Here is a 14,744-nt window from a genome sequence, read left to right on the forward strand (position 1 = left end):
GCCTGGTGTCGTAGCGGCGCCGGTCCGCCTCGATGACCACCATCTCCACGAGCAGGAGCTATCAGCAGGTGCACTCCGATGTCCCGCGCCTCGGCCTCATAGCACTCACCGACCCGGTCGGCCGTCGGCTCGTACGTCTGGAAGAGCGCCGCCGGCACACCGTCCAGCACCGCAAGAAACGCGTGATGCGTATCGAGGGAGTCCAGTAGCTCGTACGTCTGAAGCACTTGCTCCTTGCTGAACCCGCCCATCCCCCAGAACCGCGCCCGTTCCGCGGTCACCCAGCCATGGATCACATCGAGGTCGGCCTTCGGCTCGACCCGCAGAACGCGCACCGTGCCCAGTCCGTCCACGGCCTGCTCATGCACCGGCCGACGGCCATGCCCGTACGCCTCAGCCGTCATCGTTCGCCCTCATCGTCCTCGTCACGCTCCTCGCCCTCGTCGCCCTCGTCGCCCTCGTCGCCCTCGTCGCCCTCGTCATCGTGCTCCTTGGTCAGCTGAGCGACGTCGGTGATCACTGGGACCAGATCTCCCCTGAGCCACAAGGAAAGTTGGTCGCCCTCGTGCGGTGACCCGGGAACGCCCGACGCGCCGAGCGGGACCACCCAACGGCTGCTGTCACGGCACTCGATGTCCCATACGTAGCGGGCGGCGGGACCACGGGCCGCACGGTCGGTGATCCCGGGGACGGCGGAGGTGCACAGCACGCAGTCGTGGTCGCCGGAGAGAGCGGGTCCACCGCTGTCCGCGGCCGACTCGTTCAGCGGAAGTGCGCGCCACGCGTCCAGGCGATGGGTGTCACCCCAGGTGCCCTGCGGGGCGCCCGCGACCACCTCTTCCACGGCCGCCCGTACGACTTCGGCGCGGTCGATGCCGTACAACTCCCGTGCGGTGAGGAGGTTTTCGAGGGCGTAGCCGATGCGCGGGACAAGGGCGAGCCAGGGGCGGAAGACCTCGGGGCAGGCCGGGGGCAGCCCGGTCAGGCAGGCCAGGGCGGGGTGTGCGGCGAGGCGTCGTACGACGGCGCTGCGCACGGCCGCGTACGTCGCCGCCTCCGTGCTGTCGGCCTCCATGTGGTGGTCCCAGCGCAGGAGCCGGTCGCGGAGGGCGTTGGCGTCGGGCGTGAGGTCGTCGAGGGCGGCGAGCCGGTCCAACAGGGCCTGGGCGGAACCGAGATGCGTGTCCATGTGGAGGGCGCCCATGTCCTCGACCGACCAGTCCTTCCTCCCCTCGAGGAGGTGGCGCAGGCGGGCCGCCCGGTGCGGGGCGGCGAACTCGACGCCGAGCGGGGTGGCCGGGCCGCGCTGGTTCGCCATCACGGCGATACCGTCGTCGACCGGGCCGCGCGGCATGGGGGCGTACCAGCCGCGCCACTCGTGACCGGGCTCCCAGGCGGGAACGATCCGGATCCCGTTCTGCTCGTCCCGCACCGGCACGCGGCCCGCCACCCGGTGCAGCAGTCCGCCCTCGGTGTCGGCGGCGAGGACCACGTTGACGGGCTCGGCCCAGTCGTCGAACGCCCGGTCCACGTCCGCGACTTGGCGAGCCCGGAGCAGGGGGAGGAGCGCGCTGAAGCCGAGATCCTCGCTGACGCGCGGCGGGTAGCGGAGGCTGACGGGCCCGTCGTAGCCCTCCCGGCCATCCGTTCCCTCTCCGATTCCCTCTCTGATTCCCTCTCCGATTGCCTCTCCGATGATGACGGGCCCGCGCTCGGTCTCGACGACCTCGACCTCGACGGGGTCACCGCCCGCCACCTCGACCGTCTCCGTGTGCCGGGACACGCTCCGCCACGCCCCGTCCGGACCGAGCGCCTCCACCCGTTCCCCAGAATCCCCGGACCTGCGCAGCCGCTCCCGGTACAGGTCTTGATAGTCGGCCATCGCATTGGTGATGGCCCACGCCACTGTGCCCGTATGCCCGAAATGGGCGATGCCCGGAACACCTGGCACCGCGAGCCCGACCACGTCGAACTCCGGGCAGGACAGATGGACTTGCTGATAGACGCCGGGTGCTTCGATGTAACGGTGGGGGTCGCCCGCGATGACCGGCCGGCCGTCGACGGTGCGCTCGCCCGTCACCAGCCACCCGTTGCTGCCGGACGTACCGGGCCCGTCCGCGGCGAACAGCCCCACCGCCTCAGCCCCCAGCCTCCGTACGACCTCCTCCCGCCACAGCTTGGCGGGGAACCCGGCGAACAGGATATGGACGGCGAGCCAGACGCCCAGCGGGGTCCACGGTTCCCAGCGGCCGGGCGCCAGGCCGGTCGCCGCGAACTCCGGGGTGCGGGACGCCGCTTCGGCCAGGCCCGCGTTGACCCCGTCGACGTACGCCCGGACCCAGGCGGCCGTTTCGGGGTCGCGTCTCTCCAGAGCCGCTGAGCAGCGTCTCGCGGTGTCCTCGATCCGGGCCTGTCTCGCGAACCGGTCCCAGGCAAGGGCGTCGGCGCCGAGGAACGCGGCCGAGGTGCCCTGCGCCCGGTGCCGCTCGACCTCGAGCTGCCAGGCGCGGTCGGCGGCGGCGTTGCGCCCCTGCGCGAAGGCGAGTTCGTGTGCGCTGTCCGCGCGCAGGTGGGGGATCCCCCAGGCGTCGCGATAGGTCCCCGGGGCCGCGGGGACTCCGGGGGGTCCCGTGCTCAGGCGCTCTCCGGCGTCCACAGCTCCTCCACAATTTTAGGTTAGGCTACCCTAACTACGACTGGTCGAAGTCGTATGGAGGGGTGGACGGAATGGGGCAGGGTCACGGCTGGGAGGGCGCGGTCCTCAAGCTGCTGCGGGGCAAGGACTTCGTGTTCACGGTCACGGGATCCGAGCAGGTCACCGAGCACTACCGGCGGCTCCACCTCACCGACGGCGGAATGCTCGCCGCGACCGGCGTCCACCCGACGATGTGGGTGCGGCTGTGGTTCGACAACGCGGGCAAGCCGCATCAGCGCGCTTACACGCTCGTCGACCCGGATCCGGCGGCGGGCACCTTCAGCCTTGAGTTCGCGCTCCACGAGGGGTGCGCCAGTGACTGGGCGCGGGCGGCGAAGCCCGGGGACACCATCGAGGCGACGGTCCAGGGCACGGGCTTCCAATGGCCCGAGCCCGCGCCCTCGCACGTCTTCGCGATCGGCGACCCGGCGTCGCTGCCCGCGCTCAACTCCCTTATGGACGCGGCGGGTTCGGCCCCCGCCACGGTGTGGTTCGAGATGCCGTACGACTCCCTGGACGGCCTTCCGCTGCGCCTGGACCCGTCCCGCCACGAGCTGCGCACGGTGCCGCGCCTGGGCTCCGGCGCGGAACTCGTCTCCCAGGTGCGCGCCGCCCTCCCCGACCTCCTCAAGGACCGGGACCCGGCCGAGACGTACGTCTGGATCGCCTCGGACACGGCGACGACGCGCTCACTCGCCGCGTACGTCCGCAAGGAACTGTCGGTCCCGAAGCAGCGGGTGCACGCCCTGGGGTACTGGCGGGAGGGGTGAGCGTGGTGTTCAGCGAGTGTGGAGGGCCGTGCGCCGGGCGGGCGTGAAGAGCCCTACGGGGCGATGCTCGAAGTATGGACGTGACCCTTCACCTCGCTCAGCAGCCCGAAGCCGATGAACTCCTCGGGCGCAGTCCGCTGGCCGCGCTGGTCGGAATGCTGCTGGACCAGCAGATTCCGATGGAGTGGGCCTTCGCGGGCCCGTACACCATCGCCCAGCGGATGAGCACGGACGATCTCGACGCACACGAGATCGCGGCATACGACCCCGAGGCCTTCGCCGCCCTCCTCGCCACCAAGCCGGCCGTGCACCGCTACCCCGGCTCGATGGCCAAGCGGATCCAGCAGCTGTGCCAGTACCTCGTGGAGCACTACGACGGCGACGCCGCCGCCCTCTGGAAGAACGCGGCGAGCGGCACGGAACTCCTCACCCGCCTGAACTCCCTCCCTGGCTTCGGCACCCAGAAGTCCCAGATCTTCCTGGCCCTCCTGGGCAAACAACTCGGCGTACGCCCCCAGGGCTGGCGCGAGGCCGCCGGCGCATACGGCGCCCCCGAGTCCTTCCGCTCGGTCGCCGACATCACGGGTCCCGAGTCCCTGGCGAAGGTACGGGCACACAAGCAGGAGCTGAAGGCGGCGGCTAAGGCGGCGAAGGGTTCGGGGTCGGGCAAGCCCTCGGGCAAGTCCCCCAATAAGTAGGGGACTTCCGGTGGCGTGGCGCCTAGCGTCGCCGCATGACGACCTCCTTCGGGCCTGCCATCGACACCCGTCCCCTCTTCGTGCGGGAGCGCCGGGCGCTGCTCGGCCTTCTCGGCTCGCTGGAGGCCGGGGACTGGGGGCGGCCGACAGTCTGCCCGGGGTGGGACGTGCACGATGTGGTCGGCCATGTCCTCAACGACTACATGCGCCGCCTCTCGGGCCTCCGGGACGGATGGACCGGTGCCGTGTTCGCCGACGACGAGACGCTGCCCGCGTACGTGGCGCGCGTGAACGGGCTCTTCGTCGAGGCCACGCGCCAGTGCAGCCCGCGCCTGATGGTCGAGTTGCTCGCACACCTCGGCCCGCAGCTCGACGAGGTCTGGGCCGGCGTCCGGCTCGATGCCCCCGCCGGCGTCGATGTGTCGTGGGCCTCCACGGACGAGCCGAGTCCCGCCTGGCTGGACATCGCCCGCGAGTACACGGAGTTCTGGGTGCACCAGCAGCAGATCCGCGACGCTGTAGACCGCCCCGGTGCCGACGAGCCGGAGCTGCTCGGCCCGGTGATCGACACGTTCCTGCGCGCCCTGCCGCACACGCTTCGTACCGTGGACCGGCCGCGGGGAACGACCGTACGTTTCGACGTCACCGGCCCCGCGGGCGGCACCTGGTGGGCCATCCGGGACGCCGACCGCTGGCTTCCCGGCGCGCCGGGCGCGTCCGGCGGGGAGGCCGCCGCACGGGTGACGATGGACCAGGACACCCTCTGGCGGCTGGCCAGCCGGGGCATCCTCCCGGAAGAGGCCCGGCGCCGGTCCGTACTGGCGGGGGACGAGCCCCTGACCATGGCCGCGACCATGCTCCTCGCGGTGGTGGCGTGAGCGCCAGACAGTGGCGTCCGGCTCGTGCGTTTCACGACGTGTTTCCGGTTTGTTCAGGCCCCGCTCAGTAGGAACACACCAAGCCGACCTTGCGGAATTACCTTTTCATTCTGCTTTGCGGCGTGATTTCCAGGGGCCACTACGCCGCCTTGGCTGCGCCCGGAAGGTCATGACCGGTAGGCTTTCCGTGTGATCTTCAAGCGCATCGGAAACGGCCGGCCGTACCCCGACCACGGCCGGGAAAGCACCCGGCAGTGGGCGGATGTCGCGCCGCGCCCGGTCCGCCTCGATCAGCTGGTGACGACCAAGGGCCAGCTCGACCTGGAAACGCTGCTCGCCGAGGACTCGACGTTCTACGGCGACCTCTTCGCGCACGTCGTGAAGTGGCAGGGCGACCTGTACCTGGAGGACGGCCTGCACAGAGCCGTCCGCGCCGCGCTCCAGCAGCGCCAGGTGCTGCACGCCAGGGTCCTCGAACTCGACTGAGCGCCCCCTCCGCGTGCCCGTTGGGCCTTTCGGCTGGACTGAGCGCCGGGCGATGATCGTCTAGTAGGCATAACCACTCAGGCGCACTACGCTGCGCTTATGAGCATGCTGACTCCCCCTGGGATGGGCGGCCAGTACAAGATCACGGGGGACAAGTACCCGCGGATGCGCCGCAACCGCGGGCGCCGCAGGCTCGCGTTCGCGGTCGTCGGCTCCGCCGCCGCACTCGGTCTGCTCGGCTGGGGAACGCTGCAGCTCATCGACGTGTTCACCGGCAGCGGCGACAAGGCCGGTGCGGTGGGCGCGGCACCGGACTGCACGCCCTCGCCGTCACCGTCCGCCTCGCAGGCGCCGGTCAAAGCCCTCCCCAAACCCGGCCAGATCACCGTGAACGTCCTCAACGCCACGCCCCGCAGCGGCCTCGCCAAGAGCACCGCGGACGAACTCAAGAAGCGCGGCTTCAAGATCGGCGAGGTGGGCAACGCGACGAAGGAGTACGACAAGAAGGTCAAGGGCACCGGGATGCTGCTCGGCTCCGCGGCGGCCGCCGACACCGCGCTCCCCGTACTCCGCACTCAACTGGCCGACGCCCGGCTGAAGACCGACACCCGTACGAAGCCCGCCGAGGTCGACCTCGTCATCGGCACCGGCTTCAAGGCGCTGACGCCGAAGGCGGCCGCCGACAAGGCCCTGACCACGCTGGCCGATCCGAAGCCGACGCCGTCACCGACTAAGCAGGGGTGTTAGCCCGCCCAGCCGCCGGTCAAAAGGACCACGGGCCACGCGGGTCAAACGGACCACGGGCCAGCGGCCAACGAAGCCAGCGGGCCTTCGGCCCGGTTCGGCCGGCTACTCGGCGGACCCGTACATCCGGTCCCCCGCGTCCCCGAGGCCCGGCACGATGTAGCCGTGCTCGTTGAGCCGCTCGTCGACGGACGCCGTCACGACGGTCACCGGCGTGCCGGCCAGCTCGCGTTCCATGACCTCGACGCCCTCGGGGGCGGCCAGGAGCACCACGGCGGTCACGTCGTCGGCGCCGCGCTTGATCAGCTCCGTGATGGCCGCGACGAGGGTGCCGCCCGTGGCGAGCATGGGGTCGAGCACGTACACCTGGCGGCCGGAGAGGTCCTCTGGCATGCGGTTCGCGTACGTGGAGGCCTGGAGCGTCTCCTCGTTGCGGATCATGCCCAGGAAGCCCACCTCGGCGGTCGGCAGCAGACGCACCATGCCGTCCAGCATGCCGAGGCCGGCCCGCAGGATCGGTACGACCAGGGGGCGCGGGTGGGACAGCTTGACGCCGGTGGTCCCGGCCACCGGCGTCACGATGTCGACCTGCTCCGTACGCACGTCACGGGTGGCCTCGTAGGCGAGCAGGGTGACCAGTTCGTCGGCCAGCCGCCGGAAGGTCGGGGAGTCGGTGCGCTGGTCGCGCAGCGTGGTGAGCTTATGGGCGACCAGAGGGTGGTCGACGACGTGAAGACGCATGCGCCCAGGGTATCCGGGCCCCACCGCCACGCCCCCGCAAACCCGAACCGGCATCAAACGGCCCGACCGGGGGAAGGTGCCAGGGACGGACTGGGGTGGTGACCTATGCGGAACGGGGAACAGAACCAGGTGGCCTCCGACCGACGCCGGGGGCCCACGAACAGCGCCGCGCCGCGGGGGACCTCCGGTCGGGGAACCACGGGGGCGGCGGGCAGCTCCGTCCCGCGGGAGACCTCCGGTCAGGGAACCGCGGGAGAGCCTGCGGGCGGCTCCGCCCCGCACGGAACCCCCAGTTGGCCGACTCCGCAGAAAAATTCCGAAGCGTCCGCACCACGCGAAATCGCCGACTCCACGCCCGTACAGCGAAAGGCCGGCGGGTCCTCCGCCGCCGCGCCGCACAGGACCGGCCCCGCAAGCCCTCCGCAGGAGTCCGCCCCGCACAGGACCCGCCCCGGAAACCCTCCGCAGCAGAACCCAAGGAGGCCCGCCGCACGGAGCGACCCGTACGACACCGCCGCCGGAAGTTCCCCGACGGGCCCGCAAGGCCCGTCAGAAACGGCCGCCGGAGGCTCGCCTGGCCCGGGCGCCGCCGGAGGCGTTGGCGGCGTGAGTGGCGGGGGCGGCGTGGCCGAAAGTGACGCCGAGCGGCGTAGGCGGCGGGCTCAGTTTTTGCGGGACCTTGCCGAGGCGCGGGAATTGCGGGACCGGGTGCAGCCGCGGCGGGCGAAGACCGCGCGGTTGCGGCACGCCATGCGGATGCGCACGTTCCGCTGGTAGGCGGGTGGGCCGCGCCAGACACGTACAGGCCCGTACACAGCACAACGGAGCGCCACTGGTGGGGCGTACGGGTCGGCACCGGACAGCCGTTGCCTCACGGAGCTCTCCTCGGCGTACGATCCCGCTGACGGCGGGCGCCGAGCGCCCAGGTGAGGGGCCACGCGTACGGCCGTGACGACGCGACCGGGACACAGCGAGCCGAAGACCTCTCCTGAACGCTCAGTTTCTGCCACGATTCCGAGTGGGCGGGGCTCGGCGCAGCACTCCCCGTCCGCAACCTCCGCCGGGGGGATCCCCAACCGGCACGCCTATGACCAGTGGGAGAGTCACGGTGTACTTCGCCGCACTGCTCGCGCGCACCGAAGACGGGTGGGAAGCGAGCGACACAGAGCTCGACGATGTGGAGACCCTGTCCGACCTGGCCGACCTGGCCCGTGAAGCCTCGACCGAAGACGACACGGTGCTCGTGCTCCTCGAGCAGGAGGACGCGTGGTTCGGCGTCGTCCGCGTGGACGGAGAGGACGACCCTCGTATCTACGTCTCGGACGCCGCCGCAGCGGCCCGCAGCTCGTACGGCGAGATCCTGCTCACGGACGAACTGCTCGGAAGGGAGCCGGGCGACGACATCGCCGACCTGGACTCCCTCGACCTCGACGGCACGGAGGACGGTGAACCCGAGGACGGTTCCGACGACGACGATGACGTCGGCGGGGCCACATCGGGCGAAGCCGTGCCGTCCGGACCCATCGGAGACCGCGAGATCCTCGCCGACCTCGGCGTGGACGAGAAGGAACTGCTCATCCTGGACAGCAATGACGCGCTGAACGAGATCGCCGAGGTCCTGGGCGCGGCGGAGGTCCTGGAGACCGTCCGCTGAACGCTCAGGACGCACACGAACCCATAAGCGACCCCGTAAACGACCCCGTACGCGACCGCTGGCGGGCCGCGATGCGGCTCGCCCTGGACGAGGCACGACTGGCCGTCCGGGGCGGGGACGTCCCCGTCGGGGCCGTCGTGCTGTCCGCGGACGGCACGACGGTGCTCGCAATCGGACACAACGAACGCGAAGCCACCGGCGATCCCACGGCGCACGCCGAGGTCCTCGCCATCCGCCGGGCCGCCGCCGAGCTGGGACAGTGGCGGCTGACGGACTGCACGCTCGTCGTGACCCTCGAACCCTGCACGATGTGCGCGGGCGCGATCGTGCAGTCCCGCGTGGACCGCCTCGTCTACGGCGCCCGCGACGCGAAAGCCGGCGCGACCGGTTCCCTCTGGGACGTCGTACGCGACCGGCGCCTCAACCACCGCCCCGAAGTCATCGGCGGCGTACTGGACGAGGAGTGCGCCCGCCTGCTCACCGACTTCTTCCGCGACCGCTGACCCGCCCCGCTCCAGAAACCGGCCCTCAAAACGGATTTCAGCGCACACCCCAACGTGGGCTAGGATCTCTCTCGGTAGCGTGTCCGAGCGGCCGAAGGAGCTCGCCTCGAAAGCGAGTGTGGCGCAAGTCACCGAGGGTTCAAATCCCTCCGCTACCGCAGGTAGACGAAGGGCCCGGTCCGATGGACCGGGCCCTTCGTGATCTTTCGTCTCAGTTTCCGTCTCAGTTGCATGTCCTGCGATCCATCCGGGCGAAACCCGGGAACAAGGAATGTGCGGGACGCGTGGGTAGCACAATCCGAAACTAGAGCTTGCTGCGTCGCCTGTCGCAACGACATACCTGAGGGGAACGGTGGGGGCATGGAACCGATCATTCTGATCATCCTGTTATGGGTGGTCCTCGTCGCCATGCTGGGCAGCCCCACCGTGCGTGGCCTCTTGCGCGCGATCTTCCGACGTCCACGAGAAACGTCTGTGTTCGTGAAGGTAGACGGCAGGCGCGTGGAGGTGAGGCCGACGGTAAGGGTAGAGGGCAGGTCTCTCGAAGAGGCACTGCGTGAGTCTGAACGGCGTCACCGCCAGAGGCCTCCACGACTGCCGAAGCCCAGAAGCGACGAACTACGGACGGAAGAGCGCAAAGACGGAGCCCAAGCCGTGACGGGGGGCGAGTCAGATGAGTGAGAGTGCCACCGAGGCTGGTTCTGGCCTCGCTGCCAATCCTCCGGCCGCTGATCAGCGGGGCACCCGCTGACGCGACCGTGGTCGCTACTGTTACCCCTCACTTCAAGCTCGTCTTTATCTGTGTGACGGTCATAACCGTGTTCACATTGGCAGCCAGCCTTTACATAGGAATCTTCGTGGAGAAACCCACGGAAGCCGCGAGGTCGGCGATGGGTACCTGTTCCACACTCGCCAACCTGGGTTTCGGAGCCATGGTCGGTCTCCTGGGTGGCAAGGCTGTGAACTGACAGACCCTGTCTCAGGGTGCTTGCGCAGCTCATCGACCACCAGCAGGTCGTGACATAGCAAAGCGGGGGCAGGCTTTCAGCCTGCCCCCGCCGGGCGTTTCAATGGGCCGGTACGAGGGCCCCGGAGAGCCCGTCGTCATCGTCATCCGGCCCGTCTCCGCCCGGCTTCCAGATAAGCCCGTCAACCTGCTGGGCGATGCTGCTGCGGACGGTGTCGACCATGTGCTGGTACCTCGCGGCCATGGCTGTGGAGGACCAGCCCATGAGGCCCATGACGGCGCGCTCGGAGACTCCGAGGATCAGCAGGACCGTGGCCGCGGTGTGCCGGGCGTCGTGCAGCCGGCCGTCTCGTACCTTCGCGTCGCTCAGAAGCTCCTTCCAGTCGTCGTAGTCGGTGCGGGGCGACGTGCCACGGCCGGTCTCGGTCGCGAAGAGCCAGCCCTCATCCGTCCACTTGTCGCCCGCCGCTGCTCGCTCGGCTTCCTGCCGGACCTTGTGCGTGCGGAGTAGATCCACAAGCTGTGGAGGGAGTCCTACGGCCCGCCGTCCAGCGCGCGACTTCGTATCGGCAGTCTCGGGGTTCGTACGCTCGCGCTGCGGGCAGTACCCGGCCTTGCGACCGCAGGTGTCCCCGCACCCGTGTGCGTAGTGCGGGCGCCTGCGACTCCGACGGACCATCAGGACTCCCCCATTCAGGTCCACATCGGTCCACTTGAGACCGAGCGCTTCGCCCTGTCGGAGTCCGAGCGCGAGTGCCACGGCCCACCGTGCAGAGTTCCGGCGTTTGTCGGCCGCACGCAGCAGCCTGCGGACCTCTTCGACCGTGTACGGCTCAATCTCCTCTTCGCGCACCTTCGGACGGGGTTCTGACCGAGGTGGCCGCGCCGTACCGCCTCGTTGAGCGCCGTACGGAAGGTGCGGTGGACCTGATGAGCGGTCGCGGGCTTGCTGCCGTTGGCCTGCATCTTCGCGTAGAACACCTCGATGTGCTCCGGCTTGAGCTTGTCGAGCCGGTGGGCGCCCAAGCTGGGAATCAGGTGCTTCCGCACCGCCACGCCGTACCCGACCATCGTGTTCTCGTTGACTCCGAGCGGCGCAATGTTCTCGATCCAGTGCGTCAGCCACGCCTTGACCGTCCAGGCTTTGCCCGGCTTACGTACGGTCTTGGCGTCCCGCTGCTTCTCCAGCTCCCGCACGGCTTCGGTGACTTCGGCGCGGGTTTTGCGCTCGACATGGCGGCGGTCCGGCTTGCCATCGTCGCGTACTCCGACGGTCACGCGGCCGTGCCACTTTCCGTCTTTGCCCTGGTAGATGGATGATCGGCCGTTCGGCTGTCGAGTGCGCTTCTTCTCTTCGTCTGCCATGCGTGGACTTCTCAAACGGCCGGGGCGGTGGTCGAACGGTGGGACTGACGGAGCCGGGTGACGTACTCGGTCACGGCATCCGGAGGGACGCGCCGCAGGCGCCCACGGGCACGGATTCCAGCTCGCCGGAGCGGATCAGGTTGAAGCACGTCGTGCGGCCGATGCGGAGTCGACGGGCCGCTTCTTCGACGGTCAGAAGCGCCAGCGTGGGATCGAAGTCCGACTCACCCAAGTCGGTCTCCTGGACTCACGGCGTTTTCCTCCTTCTGGGCTGTGACATGTGACAGTGCGACAGGTGTGACAGTCATGCCGCACCCCCGTACTCCGGGGTGCGGTAACCGCCATCGGCGCGTACGAGTTGGGCATCCGTGACCATACGCGAGCACGTCTGACGTACGAGGCTCGGGTCCAGGCCGGTGGCCGTGGCGATGTCCTTCGGCTTCGCGCCGGGGTTGCTCCGCACGTGCCGCAGGATCTCGACACAGCAACTGCCAGGCTCCGGCGGCGGCATGGAACTGAAGCGCGTACTCGGCTTCGTCCACATCACGGCCGGTGACATGCAGGACCCCGTCCGCCTTACCGCGAGCCCGCTTGAGCACAAGCATGGCGTCTGCCGCGCCTGCGAGCCCATTCGTGCGACACCTCCGTGTCTGGGGCAACTTGGACACGCACGTCAGCCGCACCATGCACGAGGGTTTGTCATGAGCATGTCAGCAACAGCTGCTGACGACACGCCGCCGCAGCCGTCGTGGGTCCGAGAAGATGGCACGGTAGACATGAGCAAAATGCCGGAGAGCATGCCAGTCATGGGGCCTGACGGCGAACCGCTCAAGGACGCGTCGGGTAAGCAAGTCATGGTCAAGACGGAGGAGGACAAACCCGTCGAGCCGCAGGCTCTACCGGAGACTGCACCCAACAGCCTCAGCGAAAACGGCAAGACCTGGGTGGAGACCGACGAGAACGGCGTGACGACCGAGGTCCAAGAAATCGAACCCTCGATCCCTGCTGGGGACTAGGTACCAGTGACTACAGGGCCCCGGGCGCGCAAGCCTCGGGGCCCTGCCCGGCGAAAGGAATGATCCGTACCATGCCCGCACTGACGTGCCTTGCCGCAGGCGTCTGGTACTTGGCTATTGCAGCCATCTCGCTGCAGGACAGGTCTGGGCTTGATCCGCTTTGACGGACATCCGAGATCAGGGGCCCTGCCCCGGAAGGATGTCCATCATGGAGAGCATGGGGAAGAAGAAGCCACGCCCTCGCCGCTCGTTCACGCCTGAGTTCAAAGCCGAGATCGTCGAACTGTGCCGATGTCGGTCATCGTGCTGGTCTTTCGGGAGGGGAACGGAGGTGCTGGTGTCGAATGCGTGACCTTTACGGGCCGGTCTCGTTGGATGCGGTGACAGGGTTGGGGTTTTCGAGGCCGAGCCGGGCGGGGGTGACGGATGGGCGGGCTGCGGGAGGTGGTGGAGCCGTTCGTGGCGTCCGGTCCGGCCGGTGTCGCGATCCGTACCCGGATCAAGCAGCTGACGCCCGAGGACGAGAAGGTGCTGCGCCTGGTGGGCGCGTATCTGGGCGCGCTGGCCTCGAAGGACCTCAAGGCCCGGTGCGCGGACGGCCTGGAGCACTCCACCGAGACCTGGGCGGCCAGGAAACGCGCGCTGACGCCGGTGACGTCTTCGCGCTGGGCCGGGGCGATCACCAAGGCGTCGCACGACCAGTGGGCGCTGTCCCGCCGCTGCCAGCTCGCCCACATCCAGAGCCTGGAGGCCGGTGTCGCCACGATCGCTCACCGGCTGGCACAACCGGTCGGGCAGAAGGGATCGAAGAACACGCCGGGTGGCTACCGCAGCAGGCAGGAGTGGTTCGCCAAGTCCCGCCGCCTGCACGTCCTTGAGGACCGGCTGGAGGGGGAGCGTTCCGATCGCCAGGCTGGGAGCGTGCACGTGGTGCGCGGCGGCAAGCGGCTGGCCCGTACCCGGCACCATCTGGAAGCAGCCCAGCTGACCGAGGCCGGGTGGCGCGAGCGCTGGGAGTGCGAGCGGTGGTTCCTCCAGGCCGACGGCGAATCCGGCAAGCGGTACGGCAACGAGACCCTCCGTGTCACCCCCGAGGGCCGGTTGAGCATCAAACTACCCACTCCACTGAAGGACTTGGCGAACGCCCCGCACGGCCGGTACCTCCTCACCGGCACGGTCCGCTTCATCCACCGGCGCACCGAGTGGGCCGACCGCGTCGAGGCCAACCGGGCCGTCGCCTACCGCATCTCCTACGACCCGGCCCGCAACCGCTGGTATGTGACCGCCTCCTGGCAGACTCCGCCAACCCGGATCATCCCACTGGAGTCCGCCCTCGCCGACGGGGTGATCGCGGTGGACACCAACGCCGACCACCTGGCCGCCTGGCGCCTCGACGTGCACGGCAACCCCATCGGCCATCCCCGGCACTTCTTCTACGACCTGTCCGGCACCGCGGATCACCGCGACGCGCAGGTCCGGCACGCCCTGACACGGCTGCTTCACTGGGCGAAGGCCTGCGGAGTGGCCGCGATCGCCGTCGAAGACCTGGACTTCACCGCGGAGAAGACCCGTGAGAAGCACGGACGCCGCAAGCGGTTCCGGCAGCTGATCTCCGGCATGCCCACCGGCAGGCTGCGGGCCCGGCTGTCCTCGATGGCCGACGCCATCGGCATCGCGGTCATCGCGGTCGACCCCGCGTACACCTCGAAGTGGGGCGCCCAGCACTGGCAAAAGCCCCTCACCAGTAAGAACCGCACCACCACACGCCACGACGCGGCCGCCGTGGCGATTGGCAGGCGCGCCCAGGGACACCGGATCCGGCGACGGACGGCACCGCCCCCACAGCACCAGAGTGATGCGGTGGGGCATCGGACCGCCCAGGCCCCATCCGGCGTTCCTGGGCGTGAGGGACCCCGCCCCCGCATTCCCGGACCACGGACACGATCCGTCGGCGCCGGGTGCGGAGCGAACGCGGGCAACCAGAACGCCCAACATCGTTCGGGGCGTTCGGCTGAGCATGGGTCCTGGCAGCAGGACCCACTCCCACTCAGTCCCTAGGAACGGTTGTCATCCCGGTGCTCGTTGAGCACGGACAGCTCATCACCCGCCAGCGGATGGCCAGGGGCCGCACCTTGGTGACCTCGACCATCCACCTCGAGGTGATCCACGTGTATGGGCAGACGGGGTCGAACCAGAAGTCGATGGCCCGCCGCTCGGTCATCTGATC

At 69.4% G+C, this 14,744-nt stretch carries 14 protein-coding genes, 1 tRNA gene and 2 pseudogenes; 10 read left to right on the forward strand and 7 right to left on the reverse strand.

What is annotated here, in order from left to right:
* The coding region (locus tag G6048_RS11150) for a GNAT family N-acetyltransferase (RefSeq protein WP_165339332.1) at positions 1–404 on the reverse strand (404 nt) is incomplete at its 3' end.
* Positions 401–2,656 carry a penicillin acylase family protein gene (locus tag G6048_RS11155; RefSeq protein WP_165339333.1) on the reverse strand — a complete coding sequence of 752 codons (2,256 nt, stop codon included), beginning with the start codon at positions 2,654–2,656 and terminating at the stop codon, positions 401–403. The genes G6048_RS11150 and G6048_RS11155, both read right to left, overlap by 4 nt.
* A gap of 71 nt (positions 2,657–2,727) precedes the next feature.
* Here G6048_RS11155 and G6048_RS11160 point away from each other — a divergent pair, with 71 nt between their 5' ends.
* The 5 genes from G6048_RS11160 to G6048_RS11180 all read left to right on the forward strand — a co-directional run bounded on the left by G6048_RS11160 (position 2,728) and on the right by G6048_RS11180 (position 6,274).
* Positions 2,728–3,465 carry a siderophore-interacting protein gene (locus G6048_RS11160; RefSeq protein ID WP_165339334.1) on the forward strand — a complete coding sequence of 246 codons (738 nt, stop codon included), beginning with the start codon at positions 2,728–2,730 and terminating at the stop codon, positions 3,463–3,465.
* Between the two features lie 74 nt (positions 3,466–3,539).
* Positions 3,540–4,163 (forward strand): HhH-GPD-type base excision DNA repair protein, encoded by a 624-nt coding sequence (locus G6048_RS11165; protein ID WP_165339335.1) that lies wholly within the window; start codon positions 3,540–3,542, stop codon positions 4,161–4,163.
* Between the two features lie 35 nt (positions 4,164–4,198).
* Positions 4,199–5,041 (forward strand): maleylpyruvate isomerase family mycothiol-dependent enzyme, encoded by an 843-nt coding sequence (locus G6048_RS11170; RefSeq protein ID WP_165339336.1) that lies wholly within the window; start codon positions 4,199–4,201, stop codon positions 5,039–5,041.
* Between the two features lie 189 nt (positions 5,042–5,230).
* The gene (locus G6048_RS11175; RefSeq protein WP_003999914.1) at positions 5,231–5,527 is read left to right on the forward strand and encodes a type II toxin-antitoxin system VapB family antitoxin; all 297 of its coding nucleotides are present in this window, start codon (positions 5,231–5,233) and stop codon (positions 5,525–5,527) included.
* A gap of 99 nt (positions 5,528–5,626) precedes the next feature.
* The gene (locus G6048_RS11180) at positions 5,627–6,274 is read left to right on the forward strand and encodes a LytR C-terminal domain-containing protein (RefSeq protein ID WP_235989608.1); all 648 of its coding nucleotides are present in this window, start codon (positions 5,627–5,629) and stop codon (positions 6,272–6,274) included.
* A gap of 102 nt (positions 6,275–6,376) precedes the next feature.
* On the opposite strand, the gene upp is transcribed toward G6048_RS11180, so the two are convergent.
* On the reverse strand, positions 6,377–7,012 hold the full coding sequence (upp, locus tag G6048_RS11185) for a uracil phosphoribosyltransferase (RefSeq protein ID WP_165339337.1): 636 nt from the start codon (positions 7,010–7,012) through the stop codon (positions 6,377–6,379).
* Positions 7,013–8,120: 1,108 nt separating this feature from the next.
* Here upp and G6048_RS11190 point away from each other — a divergent pair.
* From G6048_RS11190 to G6048_RS11200, 3 genes are all read left to right on the forward strand, one after another.
* Positions 8,121–8,666, forward strand: a complete 546-nt coding sequence (locus tag G6048_RS11190; RefSeq protein WP_165339386.1) for a tRNA adenosine deaminase-associated protein — start codon at positions 8,121–8,123, stop codon at positions 8,664–8,666.
* A gap of 71 nt (positions 8,667–8,737) precedes the next feature.
* On the forward strand, positions 8,738–9,169 hold the full coding sequence (gene tadA / locus G6048_RS11195; protein ID WP_165339338.1) for a tRNA adenosine(34) deaminase TadA: 432 nt from the start codon (positions 8,738–8,740) through the stop codon (positions 9,167–9,169).
* A gap of 73 nt (positions 9,170–9,242) precedes the next feature.
* A tRNA-Ser gene (locus G6048_RS11200) sits at positions 9,243–9,327 on the forward strand.
* A 909-nt stretch (positions 9,328–10,236) separates the two neighbouring features.
* Here G6048_RS11200 and G6048_RS11205 read toward each other — a convergent pair.
* The 3 genes and pseudogenes from G6048_RS11205 to G6048_RS49390 all read right to left on the reverse strand — a co-directional run bounded on the left by G6048_RS11205 (position 10,237) and on the right by G6048_RS49390 (position 11,964).
* Positions 10,237–11,501, reverse strand: a pseudogene (locus G6048_RS11205) (tyrosine-type recombinase/integrase).
* A gap of 11 nt (positions 11,502–11,512) precedes the next feature.
* A pseudogene (locus tag G6048_RS11210) lies at positions 11,513–11,733 on the reverse strand (helix-turn-helix domain-containing protein).
* Between the two features lie 72 nt (positions 11,734–11,805).
* Positions 11,806–11,964, reverse strand: a complete 159-nt coding sequence (locus G6048_RS49390) for a hypothetical protein (protein WP_328825742.1) — start codon at positions 11,962–11,964, stop codon at positions 11,806–11,808.
* 46 nt (positions 11,965–12,010) lie between these two features.
* On the opposite strand from G6048_RS49390, the gene G6048_RS49395 reads away from it, so the two are divergent.
* Complete coding sequence (locus G6048_RS49395) at positions 12,011–12,517, forward strand: hypothetical protein (protein ID WP_235989615.1); 507 nt, start codon at positions 12,011–12,013, stop codon at positions 12,515–12,517.
* Positions 12,518–12,943: 426 nt separating this feature from the next.
* Positions 12,944–14,575 carry an IS200/IS605 family accessory protein TnpB-related protein gene (locus G6048_RS11225; RefSeq protein ID WP_165339340.1) on the forward strand — a complete coding sequence of 544 codons (1,632 nt, stop codon included), beginning with the start codon at positions 12,944–12,946 and terminating at the stop codon, positions 14,573–14,575.
* Here the strand turns inward: G6048_RS11225 and G6048_RS51780 are convergent.
* Complete coding sequence (locus G6048_RS51780; RefSeq protein WP_408056128.1) at positions 14,565–14,738, reverse strand: mycothiol-dependent nitroreductase Rv2466c family protein; 174 nt, start codon at positions 14,736–14,738, stop codon at positions 14,565–14,567. The two genes, G6048_RS11225 and G6048_RS51780, sit on opposite strands and share 11 nt — an antisense overlap.
* Positions 14,739–14,744: the final 6 nt, after the last annotated feature.

Origin of the sequence: Streptomyces ureilyticus (assembly GCF_011045025.1) — a bacterium.
Lineage (GTDB): Bacteria > Actinomycetota > Actinomycetes > Streptomycetales > Streptomycetaceae > Streptomyces > Streptomyces ureilyticus.

Excerpts from the sequence above, each read along its gene's own strand:
- G6048_RS49395 (WP_235989615.1), top strand. The coding sequence starts at position 12,011 with ATGGAACTGAAGCGCGTACTCGGCTTCGTCCACATCACGGCCGGTGAC.
- upp (WP_165339337.1), bottom strand. The coding sequence starts at position 7,012 with ATGCGTCTTCACGTCGTCGACCACCCTCTGGTCGCCCATAAGCTCACC.
- G6048_RS11170 (WP_165339336.1), top strand. The coding sequence starts at position 4,199 with ATGACGACCTCCTTCGGGCCTGCCATCGACACCCGTCCCCTCTTCGTG.
- G6048_RS11180 (WP_235989608.1), top strand. The coding sequence starts at position 5,627 with ATGAGCATGCTGACTCCCCCTGGGATGGGCGGCCAGTACAAGATCACG.
- G6048_RS11160 (WP_165339334.1), top strand. The coding sequence starts at position 2,728 with ATGGGGCAGGGTCACGGCTGGGAGGGCGCGGTCCTCAAGCTGCTGCGG.
- G6048_RS51780 (WP_408056128.1), bottom strand. The coding sequence starts at position 14,738 with ATGACCGAGCGGCGGGCCATCGACTTCTGGTTCGACCCCGTCTGCCCA.
- G6048_RS11165 (WP_165339335.1), top strand. The coding sequence starts at position 3,540 with ATGGACGTGACCCTTCACCTCGCTCAGCAGCCCGAAGCCGATGAACTC.
- tadA (WP_165339338.1), top strand. The coding sequence starts at position 8,738 with ATGCGGCTCGCCCTGGACGAGGCACGACTGGCCGTCCGGGGCGGGGAC.
- G6048_RS11225 (WP_165339340.1), top strand. The coding sequence starts at position 12,944 with ATGGGCGGGCTGCGGGAGGTGGTGGAGCCGTTCGTGGCGTCCGGTCCG.